Annotated in this window: 10 protein-coding genes; 5 read left to right on the forward strand and 5 right to left on the reverse strand. The window is 44.4% G+C overall.

Annotated features, from left to right (window positions below):
- The first annotated feature begins 118 nt into the window (after nt 1-118).
- On the forward strand, nt 119-679 hold the full coding sequence (locus HBHAL_RS16800) for a hypothetical protein (RefSeq protein WP_014644687.1): 561 nt from the start codon (nt 119-121) through the stop codon (nt 677-679).
- A gap of 74 nt (nt 680-753) precedes the next feature.
- Here the strand turns inward: HBHAL_RS16800 and HBHAL_RS16805 are convergent, their stop codons facing one another.
- The 3 genes from HBHAL_RS16805 to HBHAL_RS16815 form a co-directional block, all read right to left on the reverse strand.
- Nucleotides 754-1,698, reverse strand: coding sequence for a F510_1955 family glycosylhydrolase (locus tag HBHAL_RS16805; RefSeq protein WP_014644688.1), 945 nt, complete (start codon nt 1,696-1,698; stop codon nt 754-756).
- A 140-nt stretch (nt 1,699-1,838) separates the two neighbouring features.
- On the reverse strand, nt 1,839-2,042 hold the full coding sequence (gene copZ / locus HBHAL_RS16810; protein ID WP_014644689.1) for a copper chaperone CopZ: 204 nt from the start codon (nt 2,040-2,042) through the stop codon (nt 1,839-1,841).
- 191 nt (nt 2,043-2,233) lie between these two features.
- Nucleotides 2,234-3,067: a metallophosphoesterase gene (locus tag HBHAL_RS16815; RefSeq protein WP_014644690.1), complete on the reverse strand. Its 834-nt coding sequence runs from the start codon at nt 3,065-3,067 to the stop codon at nt 2,234-2,236.
- A gap of 381 nt (nt 3,068-3,448) precedes the next feature.
- On the opposite strand from HBHAL_RS16815, the gene HBHAL_RS21260 reads away from it, so the two are divergent.
- Nucleotides 3,449-4,315: a general stress protein gene (locus tag HBHAL_RS21260; protein WP_065814016.1), complete on the forward strand. Its 867-nt coding sequence runs from the start codon at nt 3,449-3,451 to the stop codon at nt 4,313-4,315.
- A gap of 838 nt (nt 4,316-5,153) precedes the next feature.
- Here the strand turns inward: HBHAL_RS21260 and HBHAL_RS16825 are convergent.
- Together HBHAL_RS16825 and HBHAL_RS16830 are read right to left on the reverse strand one after the other, a co-directional pair.
- Nucleotides 5,154-5,867, reverse strand: coding sequence for a WecB/TagA/CpsF family glycosyltransferase (locus tag HBHAL_RS16825; protein WP_014644693.1), 714 nt, complete (start codon nt 5,865-5,867; stop codon nt 5,154-5,156).
- 16 nt (nt 5,868-5,883) lie between these two features.
- Nucleotides 5,884-7,161 (reverse strand): nucleotide sugar dehydrogenase, encoded by a 1,278-nt coding sequence (locus tag HBHAL_RS16830; protein WP_014644694.1) that lies wholly within the window; start codon nt 7,159-7,161, stop codon nt 5,884-5,886.
- A 529-nt stretch (nt 7,162-7,690) separates the two neighbouring features.
- On the opposite strand from HBHAL_RS16830, the gene HBHAL_RS16835 reads away from it, so the two are divergent.
- From HBHAL_RS16835 to HBHAL_RS16845, 3 genes are all read left to right on the forward strand, one after another.
- Nucleotides 7,691-9,163, forward strand: coding sequence for an O-antigen ligase family protein (locus HBHAL_RS16835; protein WP_014644695.1), 1,473 nt, complete (start codon nt 7,691-7,693; stop codon nt 9,161-9,163).
- An 896-nt stretch (nt 9,164-10,059) separates the two neighbouring features.
- The gene (gene murJ, locus HBHAL_RS16840) at nt 10,060-11,583 is read left to right on the forward strand and encodes a murein biosynthesis integral membrane protein MurJ (protein WP_014644696.1); all 1,524 of its coding nucleotides are present in this window, start codon (nt 10,060-10,062) and stop codon (nt 11,581-11,583) included.
- 25 nt (nt 11,584-11,608) lie between these two features.
- A complete protein-coding gene (locus HBHAL_RS16845) occupies nt 11,609-12,697 on the forward strand; it encodes a glycosyltransferase (RefSeq protein WP_014644697.1) in 1,089 nt (362 codons plus the stop codon).
- The last annotated feature ends 71 nt before the right edge of the window (nt 12,698-12,768 follow it).

The raw sequence follows: 12,768 nt of genomic DNA on the forward strand, positions 1-12,768 counted from the left end.
AGCAATCCCCGCTTCTTGATCACAACTCCTTACACCATGAACGCACTGGAACTAAATAATTATGTCTATTCATTCATACATTAGATAGGGACAAGACATATGGAAGAGGAGAATATAAATGAGTGACTTTCACCTGTTTGTTCTAGTCGCATTGCTATTAACCGTTATCAGTTCATTCCTATTAACGAGAAAATGGTGCGACTTTCTATCTCACAGCCAGCGCATGGTCATGTCCATGTTTTCAGGAACCACAATTGGTCTCACAGTTGGGTTAATGGCAAGCTCTATTTTTCCAGGCAGTTTCTATTCCTCAAATCTCATAGGATTTTTTGGCGGTGCTACTTTGGCAGCGTTAAGTACGGGGAAATTAGGGACCGTCTCCATGATGGAAGGTCTCACCGCTGGAATGATGGGAGGAATGATGGGCGCTATGTTAGGAGAAATGGTTTCCTATACGGAAGCAGTTATTTTTCTTCAGCTTTTGATCACCCTTTCCATCAGCTCCCTGCTGTTATACCCGGTATTCTTTCATGCATCTTTTCGGGAAAATTCGATTCCAACAAAAAGGTGGCTGATCAAGCCTTTCCTTGTTTTCTTAGCGGCCCTGTTTATTCTACTTGGAGGAAGCTTATTAGATTCAGCTCCTGCAAGTGAGCCTCCCACTCATCAAACTCACTAAAAAACCCATGCACATCTAATTTTGTGCATGGGTTTCCCTTTCCGTTTACTTTCCTCACCGGAAAACTACAGTCATTATTTTGTTTGTCCCTGATCTATAATATTCTCCCAGGATTCCCCGTTATTAGAAGTCGTATAACTGTTTCCTTTAATCGTAAAAATAGCAAATGTGTCTTTCTTTTCAGGGTTTTTAGCGAGATACATGACCGCATCCTCATTCATTTCAGGGAGTTCGATCTCCTCTTTGGATTGATCTTCCCATTGATAGACGGACAAGGAAGGTGTGCCGGTATAAAGACCATAATATAGGCGATCTTCTGAAAAATGCAGACCGCTGCCCTGTCCTTCCTCTGAAATTCTGCTGAAGGTTTCGCCTCCATCTTCACTTACATAAATTCCTGAAGCGGTAGCCAGCGCCACCCTATTTTCATCATCAGGATGAACGGCAATTTGAAAAATTTTCTCGCCGGAATTTTCAGCGGCTAGCTTCTCCCAACTCTCTCCGTCATCAAGGCTTCTATACAGCCCCTGCTCCATTTCTGAGTTCGCATGTTCATTCAATACATAAACGGCGTGATTTCTGGCTCCTACTCCCATCGCATGGAAATCACTTTCTCCCTCAAATCCAAGGGCAGATAAGTCTTCTTCCATCACTTTACCTTTCTGAAGACCAATTGGATTCGGAAGATCACTTCCTTCTCCCGGGTGACCTGAGGTATAAAACCCATTGTCGACTACATTAAAACCCATGTAATCATTTTTGTGATGAATGGATTCGAGCCACTCCCCCCCCTTATGTAACTTGATTCCAGAATGAGCGGCGTACGCGAGGGTATCCGCATCCATATAGCCGATCCCATGGACGTGCTCGAGACTTCCATCAAAGGAAGCCGTACTCTTTTCAACGGATTCCTTTTGCTCTGAACTTTCTTCTGACGTTTCATTCTGATTAGAATCACTGCTGCACGCGGCGAGGATAAGCATAGATATAAACATAATCATCCCTATTTTTATCTTCATGTATGACACTCCTTAAAAAGTCTTCTTTACTCTAGCAAAAAGGTATCGATAAATGGTTAGAAAGCATGAAATGAAACGAGGAGGATGGTCTCTCATGAAAAAAGCCTAAAGATCTTTCATCTTCAGACTTTTCCTCCTTCTTATGAAACAACGTCATAACCCTGGTCTTCAATCGTATCGGCCATCGCTTCTCTACTCACTTCTTTACTCGTCGAAACCTCGACATTTCCCGTAGCCAGGTCAACTTGAACTTCTTCAACACCATCTAATTCCTTCAAAGCGCCGGTAACGGCTTTTTCACAATGTTCACACGTCATACCTTCGACTTTAATGGTAGTTTGCATGATCATTCATCCTTTCACAGGTTTAGTATAACTTCACATCCAGCGGATCTTCACGATTTTTAGACAATCTGTCTTTTCCAATATACCCATACAAGGTATTTTTGGTCAACCGTTAGGCGTGAAGATTTGAATAAACCATAAACGCCATCTGAATCTATCAACGTCATTCCAAATTGGAATGACGTTTGTGGTTAATTTGCTTCATTAGAACCGGAAATTGTAAGCAGGCTCATCTGGCTCTGATTCCAGAACCGTACAGGAGCGATACTCGTTCCCAGCCCGCTATCAATATATAACGTTGAACCGGAATCTACTTGATAGACTCCTTTCGTTAGATCCGGAAATAAGCCCTGATCTGGGGCCACTACCGCTCCAATGAATGGGAATCGAACCTGCCCGCCGTGCGTATGGCCGCTCAAAATCAAGTCGGCCGGAATGTCGTCGTACTTCGTAACAACGTTTGGAGAATGAGATAGAAGAATCGTATAAGCACTGTTGTCGATCCCTTCAAATGCTTGTTCCATATTTTCATGATCTGTGGAACTGTCTGCAACCCCGGCTATATTGATCGTCGTCTTCTCCCGCTGGAGGGTAACATGGGTATTGTCCAGCATCGTAACGTTTCTTTCCCGAAGCCCCTGGAACAATTCTTCTGTCCGCTCATTTTCCCATTCATGATTGCCCGATACATAATAGACGTCTTCCTGGATGGCTTTCAATTTTTCTGCCAGGTTAAAAACATGTTGTAACTGCTCGGTACTATGGTCGACCAAATCTCCGGTAATGACGATTAGATCAGGGTTCAATTCTTCAGCTGTACGAACCAGTTTTTCATTTTCGGCTCCGAAAACCTTATTATGTAAGTCGGTAATTTGTAATATTTCAAGCTCCTCGCCCGCGGGAAGCTCGCTGCTTTCAAAATTTACGTGATTAACTTTAAATACATTGGTGTCATAGATCGCTTTTCCAATCGAGGCAGCGCCTAGTAGGATCATCAATGCTAAGAAACCTAGTCGTATTTTCATGGGGCACCTCCTTGCTCTTTTAAGATTCTCTCATACATCAGACGATCATTCCTCCTAAATGTTTCAAAAAATAAGAAATTCACACTAATTCTTTTGATTTACAAATTGGCAGGATCATCAAATATTCAAGGTTTTTTCAAATAGGTTCACGCTTCTGTATAAACTGAGCCGCTGCTTTTGTTCGGAAAAATGATATTCTGCCCTTTCACTGCAGGAAACATCGAAAGTGAGGCAGGAAAAGCAGATTTATTCAGAACTCGGCTGCGCCAGTAAAGGTTCGGCTGCCTTTCCTACTAACGGCTTATTTTACTTTTTAAAAAGCTTACTGCTCTACTTTTAGGGTATGGAATATTATTGGAAGATACAAAGGAGGAACAATTTATGGATAAGAAAATTATAGGCGGCGTATTTAGTAAAGTAGGAAATGCCGAACAAGCCATTATGGATCTTCAACATCACGGTTATGGATCCAATGACATATCTGTTTTTGCAAAAGATAAAAGTAAAGTGGCCGTGTTGGAAGATGAGATGGATACATCTGTCAGCTCCAACAAAGGCGGACGAGGCAAAAACTCCGGAAAAGGAGCAGGTTTAGGTGCCTTATCCGGCGGCGTGCTCGGTGGAATTGGCGGTTTAATTACAGGACTGGGTCTGCTTGCGATTCCTGGACTTGGACAAATTGCCGCGGCAGGCCCAATCGCTGCTGCCCTTACTGGCGCAGGAGTAGGCGCTGGTGGCGGAGGAATTGTCGGTGCGCTTGTAGGTGCCGGAATGTCCGAGAATGATGCCCGGATGTATGAGAGTCATCTGAAAGAAGGAAAAGTCATTGTCATTGTGGAAGCCACTGAAAAACTTCAGGACAAAGTTTACCGCGCATTTATTACAAATAAAACAGAGAATAAATCTATGTATCCTGAAGCTTATCATGATCATGAAACTCACCGTGACTCTTCAGCCCATGATCGAAATCATAAGGCTCATACGAATACAGAAGCCCATAACCACGATCATGACTCTAACCATGATTCTACAGACAATCATAGAAATAAAAGCACTCGTACAAATAAGGAAGATCCTGGCCATGAACGCAAGAAGGAAGTTAACAGCCATGAGGACCATTCGGCTTCCACCAAGAGCCACGGAAACCCGGATGATCCTTTTTCCAATGTCAGAACTCATGAGCCTGAAAAACGCACGAGAACTTCCGAGAGACACCACTCTTCTCACTCAAGTCATAAACGCTCCTAATTAGACCACATTTAAAAGCCGGGATCTTCTGATGCGCAGAAGTTCCCGGTTTTTTTATTATAGCTTAGTTAAAGGATGTAGTTGATTCTCATAGAGAGTTATTAAACAATCGGGCCGGATTGTGGAAGACTCAGCTTCGAGATACTTTTATGACAAGAAAGGTCCTGCGGGGGATGATTCGCTTTCCGCGGGCATGTGCTGAGCCTCCTCAGTCTTCGACTTCCGGGGTCTCACCGATCATGTTTATCCCGCAGGAGTCTTCATCATCCCCCTCCGGACCTGGCCAAATCAGAAGCTCGAAGCCACTTCAACCATCACCTGCATAATGAAGTATTAGACCATGTAGTTAGGATATAACGACCCACACAGCCCGTCATGATAACATTCCCTACAGATTACAGAGGAGCACCATTCTCTTCTGGAAGGGTCCGTTCGCAACATTATAGTTGGGGTGGTGGGGAAATGATGAGACTCCCATGGGAGAAGGGACTAGGTGAGATCCCACAGGGAGTGAAACGAGCGAGGAAGCTCACCGTTCCCCCGTAGGAAAGTGTTCAAATGTGGAATCACCCCGAAAGACACGACCAGCATAAGCCGACCATCAAAAGGATTGTGGTTTTTCAATCCGTTGATGAGCGGCTTATGTCTCGAGTGTCTGGGTGATGGAACAAGACGAGTTGTTTCCGTAGCCGCCCTTCTTCTTTTTGGGCGACGGACCCAAGTTATCTTGAAACTGAGTCTTCAAGTATCGGGAGTTTTTCTGTAAGAACTTAAGTCTAAAACTAAAAAAAGTGCTGGATCGTTTAATGATCCAGCACTTTAAAGTAAGCTTATACTTTTATTTCCGCTCTTTCCAGACCTTATAGAGGAACGTCGGCAGTTTAATCTGACGCTTGAGCCTCCAGGGTTCTGTAATTAAACGGTACAGCCATTCAATACCGAACTTCTGGAAGAACCTTGGCGCACGCTTCACCCGGCCGGAAATAACGTCAAACGAACCACCGACTCCCTGGAATATCCGTACATCCAGGTCCTTCATGTGATCCACAATCCAATATTCCTGCTTCGGACTTCCTAACGCTACAAAAAGAACATCCGGTTTCGCCTCGTTAATCGTCTGGATCACATGCTCCTGATCCTTCTCGTAACCATCGAGAACGCCCGCCACTTTAAGGTTAGGGTACTTTTTCAAAAGACCGTCCTTCGCTTTTTCAGCTACACCTGGTTTCGCTCCATAAAGGAACACCGATTTATCATGGGTCGATGCCTGCTCGCACAAGGCAAGAAGCATATCAATGCCGGTCACGCGGCTTGAGATATCCCCCCGGTTGATCTTTGAAGCGAGCAGAACCCCAACCCCATCAGGAATCTGGTACGTAGCCTTATTTAATAAGTTCTTTAAATTGGGATCCTTTTGAGCCTGTAGAATCTTCTCCGGGTTAATGGCTACAATAAAGGACTGCCTTCTCTGTTCAATATCCGCTATGGTGTTTTGCTTGAGTTCCTCGTAAGAATAACTGCTTACGTCGACTCCTAAGAACTGTTCCTTCATGATTTCACCTGGACCCCTATCCGTTTTTTGAATCTCCCAGTCGTTTTGTGAGAAATCCTGCGTCTTTCCATTCGTCTAACGATAGTGCATTTTTCGTATCAAATACAAGTCTACTTCTCATTTTACCTTGTATGTGTGCAGGGTCAAGCTGTTTAAACTCATCGTGATCTGTGAGAATTACGACAATATCGGCTCCCTCTAGAGCTTCATCCATGCTCTGAGTCTGGTTGGAAGCGACATTTTCTTTAATATGCGGATCGTAGGAGGAGAAGCTGATGCCTCTCTCTACAAGTTCCAGAATTACTTTCAAGGACGGGCTTTCACGCTGGTCATCGATATTCGCTTTGAAAGAAAGACCAAACAGGGCCACTTTTGGATCCTGGATGTGCTGTTCTTTCAGGAACGATTCGACCTCTCCTGCCGTGTACACCGGCATATGATCATTCGTATTACGGGACAGCTGTATGATCTTCGAAAGATCCGGCTGGATTTCGGCCAGGAACCATGGATCCACGGCGATACAGTGTCCACCGACGCCTGGTCCAGGTGTATGAATATTTACACGCGGGTGATAATTGGCCAGCTTAATGGCTTCCCACGAATTCACGCCGATTTGATCACTGATTAACGCCAGCTCATTCGCAAAAGCGATGTTCACATCACGGTACGTATTTTCAATTACTTTGGCCATTTCCGCTGTTGTAGCATCGGTTAAATGGATATTTCCTTTTACAAAGGACAGGTACAAGTCCCTGGTCATCTCGGAAGACTTCTCATTGATCCCTCCGACAATGCGGTCATTATCCACCAGCTCCTGAAATACTTTACCTGGGATCACACGCTCAGGTGAATGGGAGACGAATAACTCTTCTCCTATCGTAAGTCCCGTTTCTTCCAATACTGGAAGCATAACGTCTTCTACCGTTCTTGGCGGAACCGTTGATTCTAAAATGACAAGATTCCCTTCCTTTACAAACGGCACAATCGACTCAGTTGCTTTTTTCACGTAATCAAGATTCGCTGTTTTGTCCTCCCGAATAGGAGAAGGAACCGCGATGACGAATACATCCGCTTCCGTTGGTTCGAGAGAGGCCGTGAATTTTCCGCTGTCTACCGCTTCTTCCAGACGCTCCTGAAGACCATTTTCTTCTATATGAAGCTGTTTAGCATTTACCATCTCTACAGCTTTCCTATTTACATCAACACCATGAACCTGGTGACCGTTAATCGCAAACATAACGGATGTAGGCAGGCCGATATAACCAAGCCCGACGACACAGAGTGACTTCTTCATAACCATACTCCCTTTCTCTATCTGAACCATTCCTATTAATATCGACTTCTATGCGGGCGATATTATGGGGTGTTTTTTCCATTTATCTATTTATTCCTTTTAAAAAATAAGGTTGATTTAAAATTCAGACTGCCTGCTATATTAAATTATGTATGCCGATTGGATCGTCATGAAAAATCCCCGCAAGCGGGCACACTCTACATAGTTCGGTTGCAATCTTCCGTTTATGACGTTCGGGGAATGCTTTTCCTTAGCAGGGCAATTTTAAACATGATAGATCCTGCTGCAAGCGTTAGATAAAAAGCCAGTTTCTCAACTTCTTATTGTACCTTATTTCTGCTTGGTAAGCTATTATGATCATGTCTTCACATAAATTTATTATACGGCTTTGCGACCTTTACATTCAACTTCTATTACATTCTTATCAATCTTGTAAACATCCCTGATCACACATAGACAGTCGAATAGTAATGGTTTATACTTCAATATGTCATATCATAGAATATTCCAAACATTGAGGTGTTCACTATTGCCTAAAATTTTACATAAAGATTTTTACACGAAATTATTACTTTTATTCATTATTTTTCAACCTGTATTAGACATCCTTACGTTCTTATCCATTCGCTGGACGGACTCCAGTTTAACCATCGGCATTGTTGTGCGTGTGCTGTTCATGGCCCTTTCCTTATGGTTTATTTTGTTCGGCAATTCGAGCCGTTATAAGAAACCGATTATTCTTTATTTAGCTGCCCTCGCCGCTGCTTTTGGATTTGGACTTGTGTACAATTACTTCGCCAAACCTATTTTTGATCCATTTACAGAACTGCAATTCGTAGCTAAGACCGCTTATTTCTCAATTATGCTTGGCTCTTATTTGCTGTTGTTCACCACTATTGAGAAGGTTTCCACCGTTCGCCTTAGAATTCTCCAAGCGATTTCAGCGGCCATGCTGATCGTTTCCATTTCCTTGCTAGTAGCGATCTTAACAGGCACTTCAACGGAAACCTACGAGTGGAATAAGTTTGGCTATAAAGGGTGGTTCTTTGCGGGAAATGAACTGGGATCCATCGTATCGATCAGTTTCCCTCTTGTTTACCTTTATGCTTTGTATAAAATTGAAAGCTTGAAGAATTCTTACCTTTTTATACCCGTCGTATTACTGGCCATCGTATCAATTCTGATTGGAACCAAGGTTCCTTATTTTGCTGTACTGATGGCAGCGGTGATTGTGTTCTTCAGCTACCTTATTTATTGGCTCATTCAATGGAAAAAGAAACAAAAAGGATCCTTGCTCACGCTGCGCCTCGTGCTTTCTTTCTGTTTCCTGCTTCTGTTTGCGGCTGTATCCCCGTTTTCTCCTGCATTCTCTAACGTAGCTGGGGATATCGGGGCCATTGAGGAAAAAACAGCGGAACAAGAGGAAAAGGATAAACCATCGGATACCGGGGATCAGGATCCGGGAGATAAAGAAAGTGAAGGCTCTTCAGATAGCGATCAAGCTAAACAGGAAGAAGAGCAGGCAAAGCTGATGGATTCTCCGATTCTAGTAATCCTTTTAAGTGCCCGTAATCTGTATTTCGCCGAACTCTATCAAGATTATACGAACGCGGACATCGTTCAGAAAACATTTGGTATGGGGTATGCCGGAAACTATACAGACATGGAGGACAGGAAATTAATCGAGATGGATTTCTTTGATCTATTCTTTTCTTACGGAATCTTAGGCTTTACTTTAATCCTTCTGCCGTTCTTATTTATTATCGGTCTGTTTGTTAAGCTGCTGTTCCAGGTTCCAGGTCGACTGCTCCATCCGGAGAATCTGCTGATTCTTTTATCAATCGGCTTTGGTACCGGCATCGCCTTTATCGCCGGTCATGTGCTCTATGCTCCCGCTGTCAGCATTTATCTTGCTGTGGCTATGTCGCTTCTCATCATTAATATGTTAAAAATGCAAAACGATCACCGGGAAGCGAAACAACTCGCCTCCTCATCCAAATAGCTCTATCCACGCCGGACATCCACCTGCTTTACTAAGCCATGGATGTCCGGTTTTTAAATCCTAAACTCTTTTAAAATTACGTGTTGATCTTACAGATAAGCTCCCGATACAGGAAGACTCAGTTTCGAGATAGTTTGGCCCGTTACTAAAATGGGGATGAGGGTTGGTTGGGAAATAATTCGCTTTTCTGTGGCCCTACACGACGTTGGGTCGATCGACGTTGCCACAGGACGTGGCGACTTTAGTCGATCCTCCTTTTACCAGGAGCCTCCTCGGTCGTTTCACTCCCTGTGGGGTCTCGCCTCGCTCCTTCTCCCGCGGGAGTCTCATCATTTCCCCACCAACCCAACTATAATGTTGCGAACGGACCCTTCTAGAAGAGAAAGATTCTCCTGCTTAATCTGAATTAAATGCTTTTATGATAGGCGATTGCGGGTCATTAAATCCTGGAAGTAGGTAGAAAACCACCTGGTCTAATTACTCAAATTCATCATCACGCAGGTGATGTTTGAAGTAGTTTCGATCTTCTGATTTGGCAAGGTCCGGAGGGGGATGGTGAAGACTCCTGCGGGATAAACATGATCGGTGAGACCCCGGAGAGCGTTAGCTCGAGGAGGCTCAACACATGCCCGCGGAAAGCGAATCATCCCCCGCAGGAGCTTTCCTCTCATAAAATACCTCGAAACTGAGTCTTCAGCTATCCGGCCCTATTGTGGAAGATTCTTAAGAATAAACTAGTAAGCGTAACCTGACTAAAACATAGAATAGCGGGTTTCTGTCTCTGTGACCCGCCTAGGAAGAATGCGAAAGAGTTATGGTAAAATAAAAAGATATGATTTATAGTTGAAATCGTCGAACATCGTAGATTCAAAGTCTAGTCGAAAGAGGTATATCAATTGAAATCAAAACTAGGACTGGCAAGTATACTCTTCATCGGAGCTACCCTGCTCCTCAAAGTGTCCGGACTCATCCGGGATATGGTTATCGCTTATTACTTCGGGGACAGCTATGTGGCCGATGCGTATCTCGCCGCATTCATTATCCCGAATATGCTGATTTTATTTATGACAAACGGCATGAAAAATGCCCTTGTCCCCACTTATATTCAGTCACTTGAGAAAAATCGCGGCAAAACATACTTAGGACAAGTTTTTAAAGGAACGCTTGTGCTCGCATTCATTCTATCCATTATCGGCATGGCCATCGCTCCGTTCCTGATTCCGCTTCTCTATCCGGAATTCAGCCCCGAGGCAACGCAAATTGCCACGTGGGTAACGATTATCTTCTTCTCCTGTATAGCCTTTGTCGGAATGAACGCGGTATTGGAAGCCTTTTTTGATGCGGAAAACAAGTTTTCTTTATCGATCGTCTCCCAGATCATCGTTATTCTGAGCTCCATCCTGGCGGCCTTCTTATTTGCTAACCAGATCGGAGCCTACTCTCTTGCGCTTGGTTATCTGGCCGGAACGATTCTGTCGCTTATCTTTAAGCTTTTCCTTGTGGTCCCGCGAAAAGTTATGGATGTAAAGCAGAAAATTGAATGGCCGGAAGTGAAGCAGTTCTACTGGATCTTCCTGCCGGTCGGTCTGACCGTGGCTGTCGGCCAAGTCAACTTAATGGTCGGAGCGATCTTTGCCTCCGGACAGGGCGAAGGTGCTGTTACGTACATTAACTACGCCAAAAATCTCGTGCACATGCCCCAGGCCATTTTCGGAGTTACGATTGCGACTATTATCTTTCCGATGCTGTCAAAAGCCATTACGAAAGATGATACGCCTCAGTTTAAGAAGGGTATCGAAAAAGGGCTCACCACGATGTATCTCGTCCTGCTGCCTTCTGTGATTGGGATGATGCTTTTAATGCCGAATCTTATCGAGCTCCTCTACGAACGCGGGGCCTTTAACAATGAGGCGACGCAGGCCACGACGAATGTCGCGTACCTGTACTTCGGTTCTGTCATCTTTTTCAGCTTGAATAACGTAATTAATAAAGGGTTCTACACGATGAATAAAGGTCATCTTATCTTATTCATCAGTATCGGATCGATCCTGATTAACGTGTTATTCAACTTTTTGTTCGCTTCGTGGCTTGGCTATTTAGGCATCCCGCTCGCTGCATCATTAATGGCCCTGTTTTATACCGGTGCCTGTCTGATCATTTTTGTGCGATTGGTCGGTGGGATTGATTTTAAATACCTCGCCGTTGACTATGGAAAAATCACCTTCGCCGTGATCATTATGAGCGGAGCGGTTATTGGAATTCAGCAGCTGATCGGAGGGCTGCCGAACCTCGTTCAGATCATCATCGTGGCGATTGTCGGCGCTGTCGTTTTCGCGGCTTCAAGCTTTGTTATGAAAATAAATGCTTTCTTATTCTTACTCAACAACATCCGGAAGCGAGGAAAGAATTCAGAAGCCTGACCGGTTATGGAGAAAGGAGTTTCTTATGAAGAAACGCGTACTCGTCATCAGTAATATGTATCCAAGTAAGCTCAATCCTACCTACGGAATATTTGTGAAAAATCAGGTCGAGGCTCTACGTGAGCAGGGGCTGAACATGGATATTGCCGTAAATAAGGATAACCGCGGCGGCAAGAGGAACCTGATTATGAAATATGGAACGTGGCTGCTTCGCATCTTAAGCAAGCTGATAACAAACGGCCGTAAGTACGACGTTGTGCATGCTCACTATATTTTTCCGAGCGGCTTGCCGGCCTTACTTTTTAAAAAACTGTTCAAAAGCAAGCTGATCGTGACGTCCCACGGCGGTGATCTCGATCAGATGGCGAAAAAGAATAAATGGATCGCGTCGATGACGAAGTATATTCTGAAGCAGGCCGATCATGTGATTGTCGTCGGGGAAGCTTTAAAGCAGGAGGTCGTCGGTCAGTACGGGGTATCCCCGGAACGCGTCTCTCTCATTAACATGGGTGTCGACCGGAAGCTTTTCGCCCCGAGAGGTTCGGAACTGATGAAGCAGGAGTTAAACCTGAGCCCGGATCATTTCCATCTGCTGTTTGTGGGAAATTTAATTAAAGCTAAAGGGCTGACAGAGCTGCTGGAAGCTTTCCAGTCTCTTAATCAAGAGCGGCGGAATCTTGAGCTTCATATTATAGGAAGTATGAAGGATGCTGGGTATTTGTCCGAACTGAAAGAAAGCGTTCAGCCGGACAACAAAGAGGTGGTTCATTTTCACGGCGTTAAGGACCAGGAGAACCTGGCGAAATGGATGGCCGCTGCTGACCTGTTCGTCCTCCCCTCTTATATCGAAGGATTTGGACTGGTAGCGCTGGAAGCCATGTCCTGCCATACCCCTGTCGTCGCTTCCGATGTAGGTGGTTTATCTTATCTCCTCAGTGACGAAGCAGGCGTACTCGTTAAACCGAAAGATGCCGCTTCTCTGCGTAAAGGAATCGACGAAGTCATCGATGATCCTGAACGGCGCATAACCATGATTCAAAAAGGGGAACGGATTGCGGAAGAGAACAATGAGGAAATCCTGATCAAACGGATTATCGACATCTATAACCAATAAGAATCTCAGAAACTCAAATCATTGGATTTGAGTTTTCTGTTAGGAAGATACGGAATTTCCCTATTATTTGA

The organism is Halobacillus halophilus DSM 2266, from assembly GCF_000284515.1.
In the GTDB taxonomy this organism is placed as follows: Bacteria; Bacillota; Bacilli; order Bacillales; family Halobacillaceae; genus Halobacillus; species Halobacillus halophilus.

Coding starts and splice junctions, on each gene's coding strand:
- HBHAL_RS16815 (WP_014644690.1), bottom strand. CDS start 3,067: ATGAAAATACGACTAGGTTTCTTAGCATTGATGATCCTACTAGGCGCT.
- HBHAL_RS16800 (WP_014644687.1), top strand. CDS start 119: ATGAGTGACTTTCACCTGTTTGTTCTAGTCGCATTGCTATTAACCGTT.
- HBHAL_RS16825 (WP_014644693.1), bottom strand. CDS start 5,867: ATGAAGGAACAGTTCTTAGGAGTCGACGTAAGCAGTTATTCTTACGAG.
- HBHAL_RS16830 (WP_014644694.1), bottom strand. CDS start 7,161: ATGAAGAAGTCACTCTGTGTCGTCGGGCTTGGTTATATCGGCCTGCCT.
- HBHAL_RS16845 (WP_014644697.1), top strand. CDS start 11,609: ATGAAGAAACGCGTACTCGTCATCAGTAATATGTATCCAAGTAAGCTC.
- copZ (WP_014644689.1), bottom strand. CDS start 2,042: ATGCAAACTACCATTAAAGTCGAAGGTATGACGTGTGAACATTGTGAA.
- HBHAL_RS16805 (WP_014644688.1), bottom strand. CDS start 1,698: ATGAAGATAAAAATAGGGATGATTATGTTTATATCTATGCTTATCCTC.
- HBHAL_RS21260 (WP_065814016.1), top strand. CDS start 3,449: ATGGATAAGAAAATTATAGGCGGCGTATTTAGTAAAGTAGGAAATGCC.